Source organism: Paenibacillus sp. LS-5 (assembly GCF_056121505.1).
The window spans coordinates 21,526-42,865 of sequence record NZ_JBWAVA010000024.1 but is presented as its reverse complement, the minus strand read 5'-3'; the positions used below and the strand labels follow the sequence as shown (position 1 = coordinate 42,865).

Here is a 21,340-nt window from a genome sequence, read left to right as displayed (position 1 = left end):
CACTATCGTTTTATCAAGCCTTCGTGAATCTGCGGAGGCTTTTCTAATGCCTGCGTAGGACGGTGCGGATTCCTCGGAAGTAACCACCGTGACATAATTTTTCAGGAGGTGTATACAATTGGCAAATGTAAAAGTAATCCAAGCTAAACAGGATGCGGTTGATGTCGTTACTGGCAAGCTGCAAAACAGTGTATCAACTGTTGTTGTCGACTACCGCGGATTGAACGTTGCCCAAGTGACTGAACTGCGCAAGCAGCTTCGTGAAGCTGGGGTGGATTTTCAAGTCCTGAAGAACACATTGGTTCGTCGTGCAACAGCTGCGGCTGAACTGACTGATCTCGATGCTGTTCTGACTGGCCCTACAGCGGTCGCTTTCAGCGAAACAGACGCAGTAGCAGCCGCTAAGATTCTGAATGATTTCGCTAAAAAGAACGACGCTCTGAAGCTTAAGGGTGGCGTTGTAGAAGGCCGTGTCATTGATGCGGACCAACTAAAAGCACTGGCTGAGCTTCCTTCCCGCGAAGGTTTGCTGTCCATGCTGCTCAGCGTGCTTCAAGCTCCAATGCGCAACTTCGCGCTTGCAGTTAAAGCCGTTGCTGACAAGGAAGAACAAAGCGCGTAAGCCTTTGCTTCTTGCATCATAATCATTACCACAAAATAATTTTAATATAAAATGGAGGTTCAATCATGAGCAAAGAAACAATCTTGGAAGAAATTAAAGGCATGAGCGTATTGGAACTGAACGACCTGGTTAAAGCAATCGAAGAAGAATTCGGCGTAACTGCAGCAGCTCCAGTAGCTGTTGGTGGCGCAGTAGCAGCAGTAGTAGAAGAACAATCCGAATTCGACGTAATTTTGACAAGCGCTGGCGCTTCCAAAATCAACGTTATCAAGATCGTTCGCGAAATCACAGGCCTTGGCTTGAAAGAAGCTAAAGACCTCGTAGACAATGCACCAAAAGCAATCAAAGAAAAAGTAAGCAAAGAAGAAGCCGACACTACCAAAGCAAAATTGGAAGAAGCAGGCGCAGCTGTAGAAGTGAAGTAATATAAGCTTTATGGTTTTGTACCGGGAATAGGTATTCTGCCTGCTCCCGGTTCTGGCAACCCCCTTGAACTTGTTCAAGGGGGTTGCTGTATAAGTTATACCTGCTAGAAATGAGCAGAATGAAAGGGAGGATTATATGTCGCAGCATTATTACTCGCAGCAGCCGGATGCGCGTCATGACAGACGCACCATCGATACGGTTCTAAGAGGAAAAAGCCTCCGCTTTACCAGCGACGCCGGTGTCTTTTCTAAAGGAGACATTGATTACGGCAGCCGTGTATTAATCGAAACAATGGATATTCCGAATGGAACGTCCGTGCTTGATGTGGGTTGTGGTTACGGCCCGATTGGGATTAGCGCCGCTTATCTGGCTCCCAAGGGACACATCACGATGATTGACATTAACAGCCGGGCGGTAGAGCTAGCACGTGAGAATGCCAGGAACAATGGGATTAACAATGTAACTGTATTGGAGAGCGATGTACTCTCTGCAGTGAAGGGTCAGAAATTCGATGTGATTTTGACAAATCCTCCGATTCGAGCCGGTAAAGCGGTCGTACATCAAATTTTTGAACAAGCCTATGAGCATTTGAATGAGGGTGGTACGCTGTGGGTTGTGATCCAGAAAAAACAGGGTGCACCTTCAGCAGCGGCCAAGCTTGAGAGTATGTTTGAGGATGTAGAAGAAGTTGGGAAAGATAAAGGTTATCGAATTATTAAAGCGCGGAAATAAAAATATATATCCTGTTGACATGTATTGTCGATAGTGTTATTATTATAAAATGTCAGTATTAAGATAGGCTCCATGTCTTTAGTTTGCTGAAATGTCAAGTAATATATTGTCGCCGGTAAGCGCATGCCGTACGGCAAGTTTTTGCGAATTCAGTTCTCTATGTTCCTTTCACGGCGAAGGTCGCCGGGTCAATAGATAATAGCGCATAAACTGTTGCTTGGTGACGTATAATACCTACGTTTTAGGCAAATCTACGGATAAGGAGTATTTTGGCCGTGGAAAGATGCGCTCTTTTTTCGAAGATTTCGATAAGGGCTTTTCTTTATTTATGGCTGAGTCCTTGTGTTATGGTTCCATTATACGGGTCCAAACAAGGGTTCGCAATCAAATTTTTAAGTGAGTAGACATGAGGGGTGAGTAAAGTTGGCAGGACATCTTGTTCAGTATGGTCGACGCACTCGGCGGAGCTATGCGAGAATTAAAGAGGTACTCGAGGTCCCTAACCTGATCGAGATCCAACAAAAATCGTATGATTGGTTTTTGGAGGAAGGTTTGCGTGAAATGTTCCAGGACATCTCGCCAATCCAGGATTTCACAGGTAATTTGGTGCTTGAGTTCATTGATTACAGCCTAGGCGAACCGAAGTATACGGTTGACGACGCTAAAGAGCGGGACGTAACATATGCGGCTCCTCTGCGTGTGAAGGTGCGGCTCATCAATAAGGAGACCGGTGAGGTCAAAGAGCAGGAAGTGTTCATGGGAGATTTCCCGCTGATGACGGAGACCGGCACTTTTATTATCAATGGTGCGGAACGGGTTATTGTCAGCCAGTTGGTTCGCTCTCCAAGCGTCTATTTCAGCACAAAAGTGGATAAAAACGGCAAAAAAACCTACACCGCCACAGTAATTCCAAACCGTGGAGCCTGGCTGGAATTGGAGACGGACGCTAAGGACATCATGTATGTTCGTATCGATCGCACACGTAAAATTCCTGTTACCGTCCTTCTGCGTGCTCTCGGTTTCGGCAGTGATGCCGAGATTCTGGAACTGCTTGGAAATGATGAATATATTCGGAATACGCTGGATAAAGACAATACCGACTCGACTGAGAAGGCGCTTATTGAAATCTACGAGCGTCTGCGTCCGGGCGAGCCTCCGACATTGGATAACGCAAAAAGTCTTTTGGTCGCGCGTTTCTTCGATCCAAAGCGCTATGATTTGGCTAATGTCGGTCGTTACAAGATCAATAAAAAGCTGCACATTAAGAATCGTTTGTTTAACCAGCGGCTGGCACAGCCATTGGTTGATGAATCCACTGGAGAAATTCTGGCGGAATCCGGACAAATGGTTGACCGCAGACTTTTGGATGAGTTGATTCCTTATTTCGAGAAGGAAGTCGCTGCCAAAACTTATCGTGTGACTGGTGGAGTCGTGGACAGCGAAGATATCCCGCTGCAAACGATCGATGTATTCTCGCCGATTGAAGAAGGCCGGGTTATCAAACTGATTGCTAACGGCAATATCGATAAATCCGTTAAACATATTACACAGGCTGATATTATCTCCTCGATCAGCTACTTTATAAATTTGCTGCACGGCATCGGCAATACAGATGATATTGACCATTTGGGTAACCGTCGTTTGCGTTCCGTAGGTGAACTTCTGCAGAACCAATTCCGTATCGGTTTATCCCGTATGGAACGTGTAGTTCGTGAGAGAATGTCGATTCAGGATGCGAATGCCATAACTCCGCAGGCTCTGATCAATATTCGTCCGGTTATTGCGTCCATTAAAGAGTTCTTCGGTAGCTCCCAATTGTCACAGTTTATGGACCAGACGAACCCGCTTGCAGAACTTACGCATAAACGTCGTCTGTCAGCACTGGGGCCAGGTGGTCTGACTCGTGAACGCGCGGGCTTTGAGGTTCGCGACGTCCATCACAGTCACTACGGTCGTATGTGTCCAATTGAAACGCCGGAAGGTCCGAACATTGGTCTGATTAACTCCTTGTCTACCTTTGCCCGCATCAACGAATACGGATTTATAGAAGCTCCATATCGTTGGGTGGATCCAAAAACCGGCAAGGTGACCGAGCATATCGATTATTTGACCGCCGATGAAGAAGATAACTATGTAGTTGCTCAGGCGAACGTGCAGATTGATGAAGATGGAACCTTTAAGGAAGATATGGTTATCGTTCGTTACAACAAGGATTCAGACAACATCACCACTATGCCTAGTAACCGTGTTGACTACATGGATGTATCGCCAAAACAGGTTGTATCAGTCGCTACGGCACTCATTCCGTTCCTTGAGAACGATGACTCCAACCGCGCACTGATGGGATCCAACATGCAGCGCCAAGCCGTTCCGCTTCTGATTCCGAAGGCTCCGCTTGTCGGTACTGGAATGGAGCACAAATCCGCTAAGGACTCTGGCGTATGTATTGTCTCCAAATATGACGGTATTATTGAACGTTCTTCTGCCAACGAAATCTGGCTGCGCCGGGTTGAGATGATTGAAGGCAAAGAAGTCAAAGGTGATATCGTTAAGTATAAATTACACAAATTTATGCGTTCGAACCAAGGTACCTGCATAAATCAGCGTCCGCTGGCTAAAAGAGGCGACGTTGTGAAGAAGGGTGATATTCTTGCAGATGGTCCTTCCACAGAAATGGGTGAATTGGCCCTGGGACGCAACGTAGTGGTTGCGTTCATGACTTGGGAAGGTTACAACTACGAGGATGCGATCCTGCTAAGCGAAAAGCTTGTTAAGGAAGATGTATACACTTCAATTCATATTGAAGAATACGAATCCGAAGCGCGCGACACGAAGCTGGGACCTGAAGAGATTACGCGTGATATTCCGAATGTCGGTGAAGAAGCACTGCGTAACCTCGACGAACGCGGTATTATCCGTATTGGTGCAGAGATCAATGCTGGTGACATCCTGGTCGGCAAAGTAACTCCTAAGGGTGTAACTGAACTGACTGCTGAAGAGCGCTTGCTCCATGCAATCTTTGGTGAGAAGGCACGGGAAGTACGCGATACTTCACTGCGTGTTCCTCATGGTAGTGATGGCATTATCGTTGACGTCAAAGTCTTTACTCGTGAGAATGGTGATGAACTGCCTCCGGGTGTGAATCAATTGGTTCGTGTCTACATTGCTCAGAAACGTAAAATCTCTGAGGGTGACAAAATGGCCGGACGTCACGGTAACAAGGGTGTCGTTGCCCGTATTCTTCCTGAAGAAGATATGCCTTTCCTGCCGGATGGTACACCTGTACAGGTAGTATTGAACCCTCTGGGCGTTCCTTCCCGTATGAACATCGGACAGGTGCTGGAAGTTCATATTGGTATGGCTGCACTTCGTTTGGGTATTCACGTAGCCACTCCGGTATTTGACGGGGCGCGCGAGTATGACGTTTTCGATACGATGGAAGAAGCTGGCATGCAGCGCAATGGTAAAACTGTGCTATACGATGGACGTACAGGTGAACGCTTCGAACGTGAAGTAACTGTCGGTGTTATGCACATGATTAAGCTGGCGCACATGGTTGATGATAAGATTCATGCCCGCTCCACAGGTCCTTACTCACTTGTTACCCAGCAACCACTCGGTGGTAAAGCCCAGTTTGGTGGACAACGTTTCGGGGAAATGGAAGTTTGGGCGCTTGAAGCCTATGGCGCTGCTTACACACTGCAAGAAATTCTGACAGTTAAATCCGATGACGTGGTTGGACGTGTGAAAACGTACGAATCCATTGTCAAAGGTGAAAACTTACCTGAACCTGGTGTTCCAGAAGCATTCAAAGTATTGATCAAGGAACTGCAGTCGCTTGGTATGGATGTTAAGATCCTCAGTGGCGATGAGCAGGAGATTGAGATGAAAGAACTGGACGATGAGGACGAGACGTCAGGCGATAAGCTGAGCCTTAACTTGGAAGGCGCAGAAGTCGGTATAGAATAGTTCACTAGAAGATAATTTCATGAAATGAACCGTGCCCTCTGTTGACCTAACCGTCAAGAGAGGGCCTATGCGGTAATAAATCAAGATATAGATTAAGGAGGGTTGCTCCTTGTTGGACATTAACAGTTTTGAATTTATGAAAATCGGGCTTGCTTCTCCGGAAAAAATTCGCTCTTGGTCCCGCGGAGAAGTAAAAAAACCGGAAACCATTAACTATCGTACTTTGAAACCGGAAAAAGAGGGCTTGTTCTGCGAGCGCATTTTCGGACCGCAAAAGGACTGGGAATGTCATTGCGGTAAGTACAAACGCGTGCGTTATAAAGGTGTTGTGTGCGACCGTTGCGGCGTTGAAGTTACACGTGCCAAGGTTCGTCGTGAACGTATGGGTCACATCGAATTGGCTGCTCCGGTTTCTCATATCTGGTATTTCAAAGGGATTCCTAGCCGCATGGGGCTGGCCCTTGATATGTCTCCAAGATCGCTTGAAGAGATCATCTACTTTGCATCTTATGTTGTAACTGATCCAGGTGAAACACCGCTGGAGAAGAAACAACTGTTGTCCGAGAAAGAATACCGCAGCTATCGTGAAAAATACGGTTACGGATTCCAAGCCGGCATGGGTGCTGAAGCGGTTAAGAAGCTTCTTCAGGATATCGATATCGATAAAGAACTGGAATTCCTCAAAGAAGAGCTGCGCACTGCTCAAGGTCAACGTCGCAACCGTGCGATCAAACGCCTTGAAGTCATCGAAGCTTTCCGTAACTCCGGTAACAAACCAGACTGGATGATCATGGATGTTCTCCCGGTTATTCCTCCTGAGCTTCGTCCGATGGTTCAACTCGATGGTGGTCGTTTTGCTACATCTGACCTTAATGATCTATATCGTCGTGTGATTAACCGTAACAATCGTCTGAAAAGATTGTTGGACCTCGGTGCACCTGATATTATCGTGCAAAATGAAAAGCGCATGCTTCAAGAGGCAGTGGATGCCTTGATCGATAATGGGCGTCGTGGCCGTCCTGTAACAGGTCCTGGTAACCGTCCGCTCAAATCGCTCAGTCATATGCTGAAGGGTAAACAGGGACGTTTCCGTCAGAACTTGCTCGGTAAACGTGTTGACTATTCCGGCCGTTCCGTTATCGTAGTAGGACCTTATCTCAAAATGTACCAATGCGGTCTGCCTAAAAAGATGGCACTCGAATTGTTCAAACCGTTTGTAATGAAAGAACTCGTTAACAAGGGTCTTGCCCATAACATCAAGAGTGCAAAACGTAAGGTAGAACGTGTCAGCCCAGAGGTTTGGGATGTGCTTGAAGATGTAATCAAGGAGCATCCGGTTCTCTTGAACCGCGCACCTACGCTTCACAGACTCGGGATTCAGGCCTTTGAACCGATCCTGGTAGAAGGTCATGCTATCCGTCTTCACCCACTGGTATGTACGGCTTACAATGCCGACTTTGACGGTGACCAAATGGCGGTACACGTTCCTCTGTCAGCTGAGGCTCAGGCTGAAGCACGTATCTTGATGCTTGCATCCGGCAACATTCTGAACCCTAAGGATGGCAAACCGGTAGTTACACCTTCCCAGGATATGGTCCTTGGTACTTTCTATTTAACCATGGATAACAAGGAAGAAAAGGGAAGCGGCATGATTCTGCGTACTGTGAATGAGGCTGTTTCAGCTTACCAGCGTGGCACTGCAGGTCTGCATGCACGCGTAGCTATTCCTGCTAAAGCTCTCGGCAAAACATGCTTTACGGAAGCACAGCAGAATGCAATGCTTATCACAACTGTCGGTAAGATTATCTTTAATGAAATCTATCCGAGCAGTTTCCCGTATATCAACGAAGCAACCAAAGCAAATCTGCTGCAAGGTACACCGGAGAAATATTTCATTTATGAAAAAGGTGCGGATATCCGCGAATTGCTCATGGATCTGCCGGACGCCAGTGCAGTAGGTAAGGAATATTTAGGTCTGATTATTGCGCGTTGTTTTGAAATTTATCATACAACTAAGACTTCCATGATTTTGGATAAAATCAAACAACTCGGCTTCACGTACTCTACTCGTTCCGGTGTTACAGTAGCCGTATCGGATGTAATTGTACCTGAGGAAAAAGTAACCATTCTTAAGGAATCTGAAGCCAAGGTTGATGTGGTTGCTAATCAATACCGTCGTGGTCTGATTACCAATGATGAGCGGTATGACCGCGTTATTGAAATCTGGTCGAAGACGAAGGATGATCTTACGAATATCCTGCTTAAGTCTATGGACCGGTTCAATTCCATCATGCTCATGGTTGACTCCAAGGCGCGTGGTAACAAATCACAGATCACTCAGCTGGGTGGTATGCGTGGTCTGATGGCCACACCTTCAGGACGGATTTTCGAATTGCCAATCAAGGCGAACTTCCGTGAAGGCCTTACAGTCCTCGAGTACTTTATCTCTACCCACGGAGCTCGTAAAGGTCTGGCCGATACAGCGCTTCGTACAGCGGACTCAGGTTACCTGACCCGTCGTCTCGTTGACGTGGCACAGGATGTTATTGTTCGTGAGGAAGACTGTGGAACCGACAAAGGCTTCACTGTCAGCCGGATTCAGGATGGTAAAGAGGTTATTGAGGATCTGTACGACCGTATTGAAGGTCGTTACTCCTTCGAGACCGTTCGTCATCCTGAGACGAAGGAAATTATCGTTAACCGTAACGATCTGATTGACTCCGACAAGGCTGAGGAAATTGTGAACGCAGGTGTAACCAAACTGCAGATTCGTTCCGTACTGAGCTGCCGTGCTCGTCACGGTGTCTGCAAGAAATGTTACGGACGCAATCTGGCAACTGGCAAACACGTGGATATTGGTGAGGCTGTAGGTATCATCGCCGCTCAATCCATCGGTGAGCCAGGAACCCAGCTTACCATGCGTACGTTCCATACCGGTGGTGTAGCCGGTGATGACATCACGCAAGGTTTGCCTCGTATTCAAGAGCTGTTTGAAGCCCGTAACCCTAAAGGTCAAGCGACAATCAGTGAAATTGACGGGGTAATTAAGGAAATCCGCGAAACCAAGGACCGTCGTGAAATCGAGGTACAAGGCGAAGCTGAATCCAAAACCTATTCTATTACCTACGGCTCGCGTCTGCGTGTTAGTGAAGGCCAGGAGATCGAAGCTGGGGATGAACTGACAGACGGTTCGATCGACCCGAAAGAAATGCTGCGCATCAAAGGGATTCGCGGGGTACAAAACTACATTCTGCAAGAAGTACAGCGTGTATATCGTAACCAGGGCGTAGAAATTAATGATAAGCACATTGAAGTTATGATTAAGCAAATGCTGCGCAAGATCCGCATCATTGAAGCTGGTGATACGAATCTGTTGCCAGGTGCTTTCTCGGATATTCATGAGTATGAGGCTGCCAACAAGGAAGCCATTCTATCTGGTAAAGAGCCTGCAGTTGCCAAACCGGTGCTTCTGGGTATCACCAAAGCTTCGCTTGAAACAGACTCCTTCTTGTCTGCGGCTTCTTTCCAGGAAACCACTCGTGTCCTGACAGATGCTGCAATCAAAGGCAAAGTGGATAAACTTCTCGGCCTGAAAGAAAACGTTCTGATTGGTAAGCTGATTCCTGCCGGTACGGGTATGAACCGTTATCGCAATGTCACGCTTAGCGATCCGAATGAAGAAAGCAAGCTGGAAGCTTTAGAGACGGTTCCTGCTGAATAACAAAATAATCACCGCTGGCAGTATACCCGCGTCACGATTCTTTTAAATCGTGACGCGGCTGTCTGCGGTGAATATTAATAAAATTATTACCGAATTTCTTGACATCAGAAGATGATAATGCTAATATGTCTAAGGTGCGTGAGTAGCCTTGTTATTCTTGATCATTGGAGGTAATCTTTTATTATGACTGATGATATGGGACTGCAGGATGCTCAGGTCAAGATCGGTACCAAACAAACCGTTAAGGCGGTTGAATTGGGCCAAGCTGCAGAAGTCTATGTGGCGGAGGACGGAGATCAACGGCTTACTTCAAGAATTGTAATGCTTTGCAACAAACAAGGTGTGAAGATCACTTATGTGGACACCATGCTGAATTTGGGCAAGGCCTGCGGTATAGAAGTTGGTGCTGCTATGGCAGCCGTCTTAAAACAATAGCAAGGGAATTGTTTTTGTACCGGGGTGAACTTCGGGAGCAAAGACTTTTCATTTGTCCTTTTATGAACCGCCTGGGTCTGTGGACTTAAAGTTCGTGAATGGATTATCATTTCAGGAAGGGGGTGGCACAACATGCCAACTATTAATCAACTGGTTCGTAAAGGCCGTCAAGCCAAAATCGAAAAGTCCAAATCTCCCGCTCTTCAAAAAGGGTTCAATGCCCTGAAGCGTGAGGCTACAAACTTGAGCGCTCCGCAAAAACGCGGTGTATGCACTCGTGTAGGCACAATGACACCACGTAAACCAAACTCCGCACTTCGTAAGTATGCCCGTGTTCGCTTGACGAATCGTCTTGAGGTGACTGCTTACATCCCGGGGATCGGACATAACCTTCAAGAGCACAGTGTAGTATTGCTGCGCGGAGGTAAAGTTAAGGACCTTGCAGGAGTTCGTTACCACATCGTACGTGGCGCTCTGGATACTGCAGGCGTAGCTAACCGGATGCAGGCTCGCTCCAAGTATGGTGCGAAACGTCCTAAGGCTAAGAAATAAGATTGCAACACCTGAATAATAAACATTTAAGAAAGGGGGATATCCATGCCACGCAAAGGTCCAGTTACTAAGAGAGATGTATTGCCAGATCCATTGTATAATAGCAAGTTGGTTACTCGTTTGATCAACCGTATTATGCTGGGTGGTAAAAGAGGTGTCGCTCAAAGCATTCTGTACAATTCGTTTAAATTGATCCAAGAACGTACTGGCAAAGAACCGATGGAAGTTTTCGAAGCAGCCATCAAGAATATCATGCCGGTATTGGAAGTGAAAGCTCGTCGTGTCGGCGGTGCTAACTACCAAGTACCTATCGAGGTTAAACCTGAGAGACGTACTGCTCTGGGATTACGTTGGCTCGTGAATTATTCACGTAACCGCGGCGAGAAGACTATGGAAGAGCGTTTGGCGGCTGAGATCATCGACGCTTCCAACAACACAGGCGCTTCCGTTAAGAAACGCGAAGATACGCACAAAATGGCTGAAGCGAACAAAGCGTTTGCTCACTACCGCTGGTAGGATCTAAAGCCGTTCAAATAACTTATATTTTGAAGGGAGACCCATTTCATGGCAAGAGAGTTCTCCTTGAAAAATACACGTAATATCGGGATCATGGCACATATTGATGCTGGTAAGACCACTACCACTGAGCGGATTCTATTCTATACAGGCCGTACGCACAAAATCGGTGAAGTTCACGAAGGTGCTGCAACAATGGACTGGATGGAACAGGAACAGGAGCGCGGGATCACAATTACTTCCGCTGCTACAACTGCTGCATGGAAAGGTCACCGCATCAATATCATTGATACTCCGGGACACGTTGACTTCACGGTTGAAGTTGAACGTTCCCTTCGTGTATTGGATGGGGCAGTAGGCGTTTTCAGTGCGAAAGAGGGCGTTGAGCCTCAGTCTGAAACTGTATGGAGACAGGCTGACCGTTATGGTGTTCCCCGTATCGCATATGTCAACAAAATGGATATCATCGGTGCGGACTTCCTTAACGTTGTAGAAAGCATGCGTGATCGTTTGCAAGCCAATGCAGTTGCAATTCAACTGCCAATTGGTGCCGAAAACGACTTCACTGGTATCATTGACCTGGTCGAGCAAAAAGCTCATATCTTCAAAGATGATCTTGGTCAAAATATCGAAATTACGGAGATTCCTTCTGACTATCTGGAGCAAGTTGAAACACTCCGTCTCGAGCTGATCGAGAAGGTTGCTGAACTTGACGAAGATCTGACTATGAAGTACCTGGAAGGCGAAGAAATTACGGTTGATGAGATTAAGGCTGCATTGCGCAAAGGCGTTTGTGACGTTAAAATCTTCCCTGTAATTGTCGGATCCTCCTACCGTAACAAAGGTGTTCAGCTGATGATGGACGCTGTTGTTGATTACTTGCCATCTCCTCTGGATGTACCTGCTATTCAAGGTCATCTGGATGACGGTACTGAAGCGGTTCGCCACTCTTCGGATGAAGAACCATTCTCAGCACTGGCATTTAAAATCATGACAGACCCTTATGTTGGTAAACTTACGTTCTTCCGTGTATACTCCGGTGTACTGGAATCTGGTTCTTATGTAGTGAACGCTACTAAGAACAAACGTGAGCGTATCGGTCGTATTCTGCAGATGCATGCGAACAGCCGCCAAGAAATTTCCATCGTTTATTCCGGTGATATCGCGGCAGCTGTTGGTCTGAAAGACACAAGTACAGGCGATACCCTCTGTGACGAGAAACATCCGGTAATCCTGGAGTCGATGAACTTCCCTGATCCGGTTATCGAAATCGCAGTTGAACCAAAAACCAAAGCTGACCAGGATAAATTGGGCGTTGCTCTCGGTAAGTTGACTGAAGAGGATCCAACTCTTCGTGCACATACTGATGAAGAAACAGGCCAAACCATTCTGGCAGGTATGGGTGAGCTTCACCTTGATATTATCATCGACCGTATGCGCCGCGAATTCAAAGTAGAAACCAATGTGGGTAAACCACAGGTTGCTTACCGCGAAACGTTCAAAGCGCCAGCACGTGTCGAAGGTAAATTCGTTCGCCAGTCCGGCGGTCGCGGTCAGTATGGTCACGTATGGGTTGAATTTGAACCTCTCGAGCCAGGTACTGGCAGCAAATTCGAAAGTAAAGTTGTCGGTGGTTCTGTTCCAAGAGAATACATCGCTCCTGCACTTGCCGGTATTGAAGAGCAAATGAAAAACGGCGTTCTTGCAGGCTTCCCGCTTGTAGACGTTAAGGCTACCATCGTAGATGGTTCTTATCATGATGTTGACTCCAACGAAATGGCGTTCAAAATTGCCGGTTCGATGGCACTCAAAGCGGCTAAAGAGAAGTGCAAACCTGTACTGCTCGAGCCAATCATGAAAGTGGAAGTAACTGTCCCTGAGGAATATATGGGTGATGTTATGGGTATGCTGAACTCCCGTCGCGGTAGAATCGAAGGTATGGATTCTCGTGGTGGAGCGCAAATTATTCGTGCAAAGGTGCCTCTTTCCGAAATGTTCGGATACTCCACAACCCTCCGTTCCGGTACTCAAGGACGCGGCGTATTCTCAATGGAGCTTTCTCACTATGAAGAAGTACCTAAATCCATTGCAGAAGAAATCGTATCCAAGAACAAAGGCGGAGAATAATATCCATTTTTAACTTGCCGTCCGGATAGCAACACTCAGTCATCTAGAATTACATGTTAGCGGGCGGCTCAAATATAAGGAACCCCACATTAAGGAGGAACTGTTCAAATGGCAAAGGCAAAGTTTGAACGTAACAAACCACACGTTAACATCGGTACCATTGGTCACGTCGACCATGGTAAAACGACTCTGACTGCTGCAATCACTACTGTATTGTCCAAAAAATACGGTGGCGCTGCTGTAGCATTCGACCAAATCGACAAAGCTCCTGAAGAACGCGAACGTGGTATCACTATTTCCACAGCTCACGTTGAATATGAAACTCCTAACCGTCACTACGCTCACGTAGACTGCCCTGGACACGCCGACTATGTTAAAAACATGATCACTGGCGCAGCGCAAATGGACGGAGCAATCCTGGTTGTATCCGCAGCTGACGGCCCTATGCCACAGACTCGTGAACACATCCTGCTGTCCCGCCAAGTAGGTGTTCCTTACATCGTCGTATTCCTGAACAAATGCGACATGGTTGAAGACGAAGAGTTGCTTGAACTCGTTGAAATGGAAGTTCGCGACTTGCTGAGCGAATACGACTTCCCAGGTGATGATACTCCAATCATCCGTGGATCTGCTCGTGAAGCTCTGCAGAACCCTGACGGCGAATATGCACAGAAGATCGTTGAAATGTTCGAAACGATCGACACGTACATCCCGCTTCCAGAACGTCAGACTGACAAGCCTTTCTTGATGCCTGTCGAAGATGTATTCTCCATCACTGGCCGCGGTACTGTGGCAACTGGTCGCGTAGAACGCGGAACAGTTAAAGTCGGAGAAGAAATCGAAATCGTTGGTATCCACGAAGAAAAGAAAAAATCCGTTGTTACTGGCGTTGAAATGTTCCGTAAATTGCTCGATTCCGCTCAAGCGGGCGACAACATCGGTGCACTCTTGCGTGGTGTAGACCGTAACATGATCGAGCGCGGCCAAGTATTGGCTAAGCCGAACTCCGTTAACCCACACACTGAGTTCACTGCTCAGATCTACGTTCTGACTAAAGAAGAAGGCGGACGTCACAAACCATTCTTCACTGGTTACCGTCCACAGTTCTACTTCCGTACAACTGACGTAACTGGCATCATCAACCTGCCAGAAGGTACTGAAATGGTTATGCCTGGTGACAACATCACTGTAACTGTTTCCCTGATTTCCCCAATCGCTATTGAAGAAGGTACTAAATTCTCCATTCGCGAAGGCGGACGTACAGTTGGTGCCGGTTCCGTAGCTTCCATCCAAAAATAATTTGGCTCTATCCGTTAGGATAGATCTGAACTACAAAAGCAGGGATTCTTCTAACGAAGAGTCCCTGCTTTTTTGCGCAAAAAAACTCTACTTCCAAGAAAATATGGAAGTAGAGCTGGAGCAATATACTATATCTCTTTGGAGTACTGTGAATTAGGGATTTTGCTTAATACTACATGCAGGCTTGCGGGCTGGACGCTGGTGTTTTTATAAGCGAAAGATTCATCACCGGCTATATGCAAAGTCTCGCCTTCCTTAAAGGGATAGTCAAGATCATTCACTTGAATGGTCCCATCACCTTTTAAAGCTAAAATATATACATCGGATCCAGGATGTTTATGCACGGGTAACTGCTGACCAGGCATAAAATTAAGTATAAAGACCAAGCTTTCTCCTTTTTGAAAAAGTATTTTCTTGGTAAAACGCTCATCTTGATACTGTATTGCTTCTGTTGTGTTTTTTTTCTCCATGTTATTCCCTGCTTTCGATTATTTGATTTGCTCTAATTACAGCTTAACCTCATATTCACAGTGCTCATGACCGGTTGCGTTACATTTAACTTCTTTTACAGCAACTTTTCTTCCCAATATTTTGGTGAGAGCTCCTTCCAGAATGGCCCCTTCCAGATCACAAATCATTTTCTCCTCGGCAAGGTTGGGAAGACCTTTGCAGAAGCAATCCTCGACTGCTATGTTTATTTTGTGCTTATCAGAGTGGACTATCCGAGGAATACCAATCTTAAGGGCTTCAAATAGTAATAGTAGATCCTCGACGGAGGTAGCTGGCAGACTCTCACCAATTTTCCTTCCTATTGTAAGAGTGGTTCCCTTGCCGCCGAGCGGTAAACCTTGATTTAAACCAATAAGGCGAATGGTTCGGAATAACTCCAAGGGTACCATATCTCCTAGTTGTGAGCGGTCCATCTTCTTCATATCTTCAAAGGTATATTGCAGCTTCACTGATTTCATCTCCTTCTTGCTAATAACTCTTTATATTTATATTTTGTAGTATTTAAAGGAAACTTTCCTTGATGTGGATCAAGTTTTTTGGTTTTTGTGCGAGTAGTCACTCGACTCCCTTTGTATTTTTGATATCTTGTGAGAAGAGTAAAGGAATGGGATGTGTAGACAATGAAATGTGATACTTGTGATTCGCTATCCTGTGTCAAAGGAGTTCCAGTATTTAAGACTATTCCAGATGCTGAATTATCCGTAATACAATCTATTATCGAAACTTACCACTACAATAAAGGGCATCAGGTATTTCGGGAGGGAGAAGAATCAGATGCATTGTTTGTGGTGAAGAGCGGTTTGATCAAACTAACTCAATGTAATGCTGAAGGAAAACAGCATGTAGTAAGATATCTTTTTCCAGGAGACTATTTCGGACAGTTTGCATTGCTGCATCATAAAAAGAATAATTTCACGGCGGAGATTGTTGAAAGTGGGAGTATATGCCACATGCGGCGTGAAGATTTTCTGCCCCTTCTAGAACAAAACTCTTCTTTGGCTTTCAGTTTTCTAATGTCAATGAGTGAACAGCTACAGCAGGCAGAAGAGACGGCAGGAGTCATGCATATGTATGAGGTAGAAAAACGGCTTGCGAGACTTCTGGTACAATTTGCACAAGGAAACACTGCCGGGGATCCAGACAAAGTCCATAGATATGTCCTAGAATTGCCTTCAGCAAAAAAAGAAATCGCAGCCATGATTGGAACAACTGCAGAAACCTTAAGCCGTAAACTGCACAAATTAATAAAGGTGAATATTATTTCTTTAAACAATAGAAAAGTGGAGATACTTGATATGGACTCTCTTTTACGTATAGGGGGATTAGTATAGAAGATCTTAGTATTTTATAGTGTGTTTCAGGGCAGATTAGACCGTCAGTGAGCAATATATATCTATGTTTAGCCTATATAATAGAAAGAAGCAATTAATGAAAAAAAATCGTACTGTTTTTGTGTTTTCACTTGCAATGTTGCTGTCTATTATATATAATAATAAATGTTGTTCTGAGACGTTGCGATGATGTGAGAGGTTACTGACACACCCGGCCCCTTTGCCATGAGGTCGACGTCAGAAAATTTTCACGGAGTATGTCCGATAATAAATTGGGCGATAGAAGGAGGGACTAAAATGGCAAAGCAAAAAATTCGTATCCGCTTGAAAGCATACGACCACAGAATTCTTGATCAATCCGCAGAGAAAATCGTTGAAACAGCAAAACGTTCGGGTGCTGGTGTATCCGGGCCGATTCCGTTGCCAACTGAGAAGCAAATCATTACTATTCTCCGTGCGGTACACAAGTACAAGGATTCCCGTGAACAGTTTGAACAACGGACTCACAAACGTTTGATCGATATTGTGAATCCAACACCACAAACTGTGGATGCCTTGATGCGCTTGGATCTACCGTCCGGTGTAGATATCGAAATCAAATTGTAATACTATCATTAAGTAATTGAGAAAAGAAAAGAGGTGTCAACATTGAAAGGTATCTTAGGAAAAAAACTCGGTATGACTCAAGTGTTTACTCCAGAAGGTAATGTAATTGCCGTTTCGGTAATCGAAGCTGGACCTTGTGTGGTACTGCAAAAGAAAGACCTGAATATCGACGGATATGAAGCAGTGCAGTTGGGCTTTTCCGATAAGAAGGAAAGTCGCTCTAACAAGCCTGAACAGGGTCACGCCAAAAAGGCAAATGCAACACCTAAGCGCTACGTTCGCGAAATTCGCGGTGTTGACCTCGGGTCACTCGAGGTTGGACAAGAGCTTAAGGCTGACATCTTCGCAGAAGGCGAGTTTGTTGACGTAACAGGTACTTCGAAGGGTAAAGGTTTCCAGGGTAACATCAAACGCTGGGGACAAAGCCGCGGACCAATGGCACACGGATCGCGTTATCACAGAAGACCAGGCTCCATGGGTTCCATTCAAGCTAACCGTGTTCCTAAGGGCAAACGCCTGCCAGGACATATGGGTCACGCGACTGTAACGGTTCAAAAGCTTGAAATCATCCGAGTTGACGTAGAACGTAATGTATTGCTGGTTAAAGGTGCGATTCCTGGACCTAAAAACAGCTTCGTGAAAGTTAAACAAACCGTTAAGAAATAATTTCTGAAGAAAGGAGGGACATGAAATGCCAAAAGTAACACTTTTTAATACTAGTGGTAACGAAGTTGGTGAAGTTGAGCTGAGTGAATCGGTTTTCGGTATCGAACCGAACGTACATGTGCTGCATGAAGCAGCGCTTATGCAAAGAGCTTCCCTTCGTCGTGGTACACACAAAGTAAAAGGACGTTCTGAAGTGCGTGGCGGCGGACGTAAGCCTTGGAAACAAAAAGGTACAGGTCGTGCTCGTCAAGGCTCCATTCGTTCTCCACAATGGAAAGGCGGCGGCGTAGTCTTCGGACCAACACCACGCAGCTACTCCTGGAAATTGCCTAAGAAGGTTCGTCGGTTGGCCATCAAATCCGCGTTGTCCTCGAAGGTACTTGAGAATGACATCATCGTATTGGATAGCTTGACAATGAGTGCTCCGAAGACGAAAGAATTCGCAGCTATTCTGAATAACCTGAAAGTGGGCAGCAAAGCCCTTATCGTAGCTCCTAGCTATGATGACAATGTAGCGCTTTCCGCTCGTAACATCCCTGGGGTGAAATTCGTAGCGGCTGACGGCATCAATGTTCTTGACGTACTGACGTACGACAAACTGATTATCACTAAAGAAGCAGTTCTGAAGGTAGAGGAGGTGTTCGCGTAATGAAAGATCCGCGTGATATTATCAAGCGTCCGGTGATTACGGAACGCACATCCGAATACATGAGCGAATTGAAATACGCTTTTGAAGTGGATATCCGTTCTAACAAGACCGAAATCAAAAAAGCTGTTGAAGCTATTTTTAAAGTTAAAGTTGTTAGTGTGAACACAATGCGCGTACCTGGCAAACTGAAACGTTACGGCAAATATTCCGGTTATACTCCGGAGTGGAAGAAAGCCATCGTTAAGCTTAGCCCGGACAGCAAGCCGCTCGAATTCTTTGAAGCGGTAGAATAATACTCTTAAAGTAAGGAGGAAACTATAGTGCCAATCAAAAAGTACAAACCGACCTCTCCGGCAAGACGCAACATGTCTGTGTCTACGTTTGAAGAAATCACAACAAACCAGCCAGAGAAATCGTTGCTTGCGCCGCTGAGCAAAAAAGCGGGACGTAACAACCAAGGTAAAATTACGGTTCGTCACCATGGCGGCGGACACAAACGTAAATATCGTATCATCGATTTCAAACGGACTAAAGACGGCATACCAGGTAGCGTTGCTACGATCGAGTATGACCCGAACCGTACTTCCAACATTGCTTTGATCCACTATGCAGATGGAGAGAAACGTTACATTATCGCTCCTAAAGGTCTGAAAGTTGGGGATAAAGTTGAGTCCGGCCCTGCGGCTGACATCAAAGTTGGTAACAGCCTTCCCCTGGAGAACATTCCGGTAGGTACAATTATCCACAACATCGAGTTGAAACCAGGTAAAGGCGGACAATTGGTTCGTGCTGCTGGTACAGAAGCTCAGTTGCTGGGTAAGGAAGAAAAATACGTATCTGTTCGTTTAAACTCCGGCGAAGTACGCAGAATCCTCAGCGTATGCCGTGCAACGATTGGTTCCGTAGGTAACGAAGATCACGAGCTGATCAAAATTGGTAAGGCCGGACGCAGTCGCTGGCTTGGCCAACGTCCAGAAGTGCGCGGTGTAGTAATGAACCCGAATGACCACCCACACGGTGGTGGTGAAGGTCGCGCTCCTATCGGACGGAAATCGCCTATGTCTCCTTGGGGCAAACCAACCCTCGGCTACAAAACGCGCAAGAAAAACAAGGCATCTGATAAATATATCGTTCGCCGCCGCACAAAATAAGACGCTTCTGGTGAGTTAGCTTAACGCGAAGCGTCGATTCGCGGTTTGAAGAACCGGATGAAGGGAGGATTCACACATGGGTCGCAGTTTAAAGAAGGGGCCATTTATTGATGGCTACCTGCTGAAAAAAGTTGAGGATTTGAACGAGGCTGATAAAAAAGTTGTAGTTAAAACTTGGTCCCGTCGCTCAACCATTTTCCCTCAGTTTATCGGACATACGTTTGGTGTATATGACGGCCGCAAACACGTGCCTGTATACGTAACGGAAGATATGGTAGGTCACAAGTTGGGCGAGTTCGCGCCAACACGTACTTACAAAGGCCACGCGGGTGACGATAAGAAAACTAGAAGATAATTAACGTCTTCGTTTGAGAGGAGGGAAAACAATGGAAGCAAAAGCACATGCTAGATCGGTGCGGATTTCCGCTCGCAAAGCGAAACTGGTTATTGACTTGATTCGCGGCAAGCAAGTGGGGGAAGCAATTGCAATTCTTCGACACACTCCAAAATCCGCTTCTCCGGTAGTTGAGAAATTGCTTAACTCGGCGATCGCCAATGCTGAGCACAACTACTCAATGGACGTGAACAGTTTGTTCGTTAGCGAAGTTTTCGTTAACCAAGGTCCTACTATGAAACGTTTCCGTCCGCGCGCCATGGGCCGCGCAAGCCGGATCAATAAACGTACCAGCCACATTACTTTGGTGGTATCTGAGAAATAAGGGAGGGATAACACGTGGGTCAAAAGGTAAATCCAGTCGGACTCCGAATCGGAATTATTCGTGATTGGGAATCTAAATGGTATGCAGGTAAAGATTTCGGTACTCTTTTAATGGAAGACGTCAAAATCCGGGAATACCTTAAAGGTAAGTTGAAGGATTCCTCTGTATCCCGTATCGAGATTGAAAGAGCGGCTAGCCGAGTGAACGTTACAATTCATACAGCTAAACCAGGTATGGTAATTGGTAAAGGCGGAGCAGAAGTAGAAGTACTTCGCAGCGCAGTTACAACTATCGCTGGCGGCAAAAAAGTTCACATCAACATCAATGAAATTAAACACCCTGAACTGGATGCAATTCTGGTTGCTGAAAGCATTGCACAACAATTGGAACGTCGCGTATCATTCCGTCGTGCACTGAAACAAGCGATTCAAAGAACTATGCGTTCCGGCGCAAAGGGAATTAAAACTCAAGTAGGCGGACGTCTTGGCGGCGCTGAGATTGCCCGTTCAGAAGGTTATAGCGAAGGAACAGTTCCACTTCATACGCTTCGTGCCGATATCGACTACGGAACGGCTGAAGCACATACAACTTACGGCCGCATCGGCGTGAAAGTATGGATCTACCGTGGAGAAGTTCTTCCCCCAGCTAAGAAACAAGCTGCTCAGGAAGGAGGCAACTAATCATGTTGGTACCAAAACGCGTAAAACACCGTAAGCAACAACGCGGTCACATGAAGGGTATGGCAAAAGGCGGTACTGAGCTGAACTTCGGCGAATATGGCCTGCAAGCATTGGAACCATCATGGATCACTAACCGTCAGATCGAAGCTGCTCGTATTGCGATGACTCGTTACATCAAACGTGGTGGACAGGTTTGGATCAAGATTTTCCCAGATAAGCCTATTACTCAGAAGCCTCTCGAGGTTCGTATGGGTAGTGGTAAAGGTAACGTTGAAAAATGGGTAGCCGTAGTTAAACCGGGCAAGATTATGTTCGAACTCGGAGGCGTGTCGGAAGAAATCGCTCGTGAAGCGATGCGTCTTGCCGCTCACAAGCTGCCTGTGAAGACTAAGTTTGTGAAACGTGAAGAATTGGGTGGTGAAGCAAATGAAAGCTAATGAACTTCGCAACTTAACCACTGCCGAGATTGAACAGAAGATCGCTGGTTTCAAAGAGGAACTTTTCAATCTCCGTTTTCAATTGGCAACTGGCCAACTGGATAACCCGACTCGGATTCGTGACGTGCGCAAGGAAATAGCTCGTGCTAAAACCGTTATCCATCAAAGAGTACTTGGGATCAGTTAAGTGAC

The 21,340-nt window shown here is 46.1% G+C and carries 23 protein-coding genes and 1 other annotated feature (1 of these 24 cut by a window edge); of the genes, 21 read left to right on the top strand and 2 right to left on the bottom strand.

Going from position 1 to position 21,340, the window contains the following annotated elements; all coding sequences use genetic code 11:
• Positions 1 to 54 (top strand) — a sequence feature (ribosomal protein L10 leader region); it begins 100 nt to the left of the window's first position.
• A gap of 64 nt (positions 55 to 118) precedes the next feature.
• From rplJ to tuf, 10 genes are all read left to right on the top strand, one after another.
• Complete coding sequence (gene rplJ, locus AC0MA3_RS24395; RefSeq protein WP_379163870.1) at positions 119 to 622, top strand: 50S ribosomal protein L10; 504 nt, start codon at positions 119 to 121, stop codon at positions 620 to 622.
• A 65-nt stretch (positions 623 to 687) separates the two neighbouring features.
• A complete protein-coding gene (rplL, locus tag AC0MA3_RS24390) occupies positions 688 to 1,047 on the top strand; it encodes a 50S ribosomal protein L7/L12 (RefSeq protein WP_379163867.1) in 360 nt (119 codons plus the stop codon).
• A gap of 136 nt (positions 1,048 to 1,183) precedes the next feature.
• On the top strand, positions 1,184 to 1,780 hold the full coding sequence (locus AC0MA3_RS24385; protein ID WP_474658124.1) for a class I SAM-dependent methyltransferase: 597 nt from the start codon (positions 1,184 to 1,186) through the stop codon (positions 1,778 to 1,780).
• 423 nt (positions 1,781 to 2,203) lie between these two features.
• Complete coding sequence (rpoB, locus tag AC0MA3_RS24380) at positions 2,204 to 5,749, top strand: DNA-directed RNA polymerase subunit beta (protein ID WP_379163861.1); 3,546 nt, start codon at positions 2,204 to 2,206, stop codon at positions 5,747 to 5,749.
• A gap of 109 nt (positions 5,750 to 5,858) precedes the next feature.
• Positions 5,859 to 9,470: a DNA-directed RNA polymerase subunit beta' gene (gene rpoC / locus AC0MA3_RS24375; RefSeq protein WP_379163858.1), complete on the top strand. Its 3,612-nt coding sequence runs from the start codon at positions 5,859 to 5,861 to the stop codon at positions 9,468 to 9,470.
• Between the two features lie 183 nt (positions 9,471 to 9,653).
• Positions 9,654 to 9,905: a ribosomal L7Ae/L30e/S12e/Gadd45 family protein gene (locus tag AC0MA3_RS24370; protein WP_020427076.1), complete on the top strand. Its 252-nt coding sequence runs from the start codon at positions 9,654 to 9,656 to the stop codon at positions 9,903 to 9,905.
• Positions 9,906 to 10,037: 132 nt separating this feature from the next.
• Complete coding sequence (rpsL, locus tag AC0MA3_RS24365) at positions 10,038 to 10,457, top strand: 30S ribosomal protein S12 (RefSeq protein ID WP_020427075.1); 420 nt, start codon at positions 10,038 to 10,040, stop codon at positions 10,455 to 10,457.
• Between the two features lie 45 nt (positions 10,458 to 10,502).
• Positions 10,503 to 10,973, top strand: coding sequence for a 30S ribosomal protein S7 (gene rpsG, locus AC0MA3_RS24360; RefSeq protein WP_020427074.1), 471 nt, complete (start codon positions 10,503 to 10,505; stop codon positions 10,971 to 10,973).
• A 48-nt stretch (positions 10,974 to 11,021) separates the two neighbouring features.
• Entirely contained in the window at positions 11,022 to 13,100 is a 2,079-nt protein-coding gene (gene fusA, locus AC0MA3_RS24355; RefSeq protein ID WP_379163853.1) for an elongation factor G, read from the top strand.
• Between the two features lie 108 nt (positions 13,101 to 13,208).
• The gene (tuf, locus tag AC0MA3_RS24350) at positions 13,209 to 14,399 is read left to right on the top strand and encodes an elongation factor Tu (RefSeq protein WP_474658123.1); all 1,191 of its coding nucleotides are present in this window, start codon (positions 13,209 to 13,211) and stop codon (positions 14,397 to 14,399) included.
• Positions 14,400 to 14,527: 128 nt separating this feature from the next.
• Here tuf and AC0MA3_RS24345 read toward each other — a convergent pair whose 3' ends face one another.
• Positions 14,528 to 14,869, bottom strand: a complete 342-nt coding sequence (locus AC0MA3_RS24345; RefSeq protein ID WP_474658122.1) for a cupin domain-containing protein — start codon at positions 14,867 to 14,869, stop codon at positions 14,528 to 14,530.
• Positions 14,870 to 14,905: 36 nt separating this feature from the next.
• A complete protein-coding gene (locus tag AC0MA3_RS24340; protein ID WP_379163844.1) occupies positions 14,906 to 15,367 on the bottom strand; it encodes a V4R domain-containing protein in 462 nt (153 codons plus the stop codon).
• 162 nt (positions 15,368 to 15,529) lie between these two features.
• On the opposite strand from AC0MA3_RS24340, the gene AC0MA3_RS24335 reads away from it, so the two are divergent.
• From AC0MA3_RS24335 to rpmC, 11 genes are all read left to right on the top strand, one after another.
• Positions 15,530 to 16,240 (top strand): Crp/Fnr family transcriptional regulator, encoded by a 711-nt coding sequence (locus AC0MA3_RS24335; RefSeq protein WP_474658121.1) that lies wholly within the window; start codon positions 15,530 to 15,532, stop codon positions 16,238 to 16,240.
• Between the two features lie 297 nt (positions 16,241 to 16,537).
• Positions 16,538 to 16,846: a 30S ribosomal protein S10 gene (rpsJ, locus tag AC0MA3_RS24330; RefSeq protein ID WP_017692074.1), complete on the top strand. Its 309-nt coding sequence runs from the start codon at positions 16,538 to 16,540 to the stop codon at positions 16,844 to 16,846.
• Between the two features lie 42 nt (positions 16,847 to 16,888).
• On the top strand, positions 16,889 to 17,512 hold the full coding sequence (rplC, locus tag AC0MA3_RS24325) for a 50S ribosomal protein L3 (RefSeq protein WP_315414043.1): 624 nt from the start codon (positions 16,889 to 16,891) through the stop codon (positions 17,510 to 17,512).
• 25 nt (positions 17,513 to 17,537) lie between these two features.
• Positions 17,538 to 18,161, top strand: a complete 624-nt coding sequence (gene rplD / locus AC0MA3_RS24320; RefSeq protein ID WP_379163837.1) for a 50S ribosomal protein L4 — start codon at positions 17,538 to 17,540, stop codon at positions 18,159 to 18,161.
• On the top strand, positions 18,161 to 18,454 hold the full coding sequence (rplW, locus tag AC0MA3_RS24315; protein WP_039298634.1) for a 50S ribosomal protein L23: 294 nt from the start codon (positions 18,161 to 18,163) through the stop codon (positions 18,452 to 18,454). Before rplD ends, rplW begins: the two co-directional genes overlap by 1 nt.
• A gap of 27 nt (positions 18,455 to 18,481) precedes the next feature.
• On the top strand, positions 18,482 to 19,312 hold the full coding sequence (rplB, locus tag AC0MA3_RS24310; RefSeq protein WP_474658120.1) for a 50S ribosomal protein L2: 831 nt from the start codon (positions 18,482 to 18,484) through the stop codon (positions 19,310 to 19,312).
• Between the two features lie 76 nt (positions 19,313 to 19,388).
• Positions 19,389 to 19,667, top strand: a complete 279-nt coding sequence (gene rpsS, locus AC0MA3_RS24305; protein ID WP_039298640.1) for a 30S ribosomal protein S19 — start codon at positions 19,389 to 19,391, stop codon at positions 19,665 to 19,667.
• Positions 19,668 to 19,698: 31 nt separating this feature from the next.
• Positions 19,699 to 20,031: a 50S ribosomal protein L22 gene (gene rplV / locus AC0MA3_RS24300; protein ID WP_154970576.1), complete on the top strand. Its 333-nt coding sequence runs from the start codon at positions 19,699 to 19,701 to the stop codon at positions 20,029 to 20,031.
• A gap of 14 nt (positions 20,032 to 20,045) precedes the next feature.
• Positions 20,046 to 20,711 carry a 30S ribosomal protein S3 gene (gene rpsC, locus AC0MA3_RS24295; protein ID WP_019908229.1) on the top strand — a complete coding sequence of 222 codons (666 nt, stop codon included), beginning with the start codon at positions 20,046 to 20,048 and terminating at the stop codon, positions 20,709 to 20,711.
• A gap of 2 nt (positions 20,712 to 20,713) precedes the next feature.
• Positions 20,714 to 21,148, top strand: a complete 435-nt coding sequence (rplP, locus tag AC0MA3_RS24290) for a 50S ribosomal protein L16 (RefSeq protein ID WP_039298647.1) — start codon at positions 20,714 to 20,716, stop codon at positions 21,146 to 21,148.
• Positions 21,138 to 21,335 carry a 50S ribosomal protein L29 gene (rpmC, locus tag AC0MA3_RS24285; protein ID WP_019908232.1) on the top strand — a complete coding sequence of 66 codons (198 nt, stop codon included), beginning with the start codon at positions 21,138 to 21,140 and terminating at the stop codon, positions 21,333 to 21,335. Before rplP ends, rpmC begins: the two co-directional genes overlap by 11 nt.
• Positions 21,336 to 21,340: the final 5 nt, after the last annotated feature.

Bases quoted from the DNA above. Each gene is read 5' to 3' on its own strand.
- rpsL (WP_020427075.1), top strand. From the start codon at position 10,038: ATGCCAACTATTAATCAACTGGTTCGTAAAGGCCGTCAAGCCAAAATC.
- tuf (WP_474658123.1), top strand. From the start codon at position 13,209: ATGGCAAAGGCAAAGTTTGAACGTAACAAACCACACGTTAACATCGGT.
- rplW (WP_039298634.1), top strand. From the start codon at position 18,161: ATGAAAGATCCGCGTGATATTATCAAGCGTCCGGTGATTACGGAACGC.
- AC0MA3_RS24370 (WP_020427076.1), top strand. From the start codon at position 9,654: ATGACTGATGATATGGGACTGCAGGATGCTCAGGTCAAGATCGGTACC.
- rpsJ (WP_017692074.1), top strand. From the start codon at position 16,538: ATGGCAAAGCAAAAAATTCGTATCCGCTTGAAAGCATACGACCACAGA.
- rplD (WP_379163837.1), top strand. From the start codon at position 17,538: ATGCCAAAAGTAACACTTTTTAATACTAGTGGTAACGAAGTTGGTGAA.
- AC0MA3_RS24345 (WP_474658122.1), bottom strand. From the start codon at position 14,869: ATGGAGAAAAAAAACACAACAGAAGCAATACAGTATCAAGATGAGCGT.
- rplL (WP_379163867.1), top strand. From the start codon at position 688: ATGAGCAAAGAAACAATCTTGGAAGAAATTAAAGGCATGAGCGTATTG.
- AC0MA3_RS24335 (WP_474658121.1), top strand. From the start codon at position 15,530: ATGAAATGTGATACTTGTGATTCGCTATCCTGTGTCAAAGGAGTTCCA.
- AC0MA3_RS24385 (WP_474658124.1), top strand. From the start codon at position 1,184: ATGTCGCAGCATTATTACTCGCAGCAGCCGGATGCGCGTCATGACAGA.
- AC0MA3_RS24340 (WP_379163844.1), bottom strand. From the start codon at position 15,367: ATGAAATCAGTGAAGCTGCAATATACCTTTGAAGATATGAAGAAGATG.
- rplV (WP_154970576.1), top strand. From the start codon at position 19,699: ATGGAAGCAAAAGCACATGCTAGATCGGTGCGGATTTCCGCTCGCAAA.
- rpsS (WP_039298640.1), top strand. From the start codon at position 19,389: ATGGGTCGCAGTTTAAAGAAGGGGCCATTTATTGATGGCTACCTGCTG.
- rpsG (WP_020427074.1), top strand. From the start codon at position 10,503: ATGCCACGCAAAGGTCCAGTTACTAAGAGAGATGTATTGCCAGATCCA.
- fusA (WP_379163853.1), top strand. From the start codon at position 11,022: ATGGCAAGAGAGTTCTCCTTGAAAAATACACGTAATATCGGGATCATG.
- rpmC (WP_019908232.1), top strand. From the start codon at position 21,138: ATGAAAGCTAATGAACTTCGCAACTTAACCACTGCCGAGATTGAACAG.
- rplP (WP_039298647.1), top strand. From the start codon at position 20,714: ATGTTGGTACCAAAACGCGTAAAACACCGTAAGCAACAACGCGGTCAC.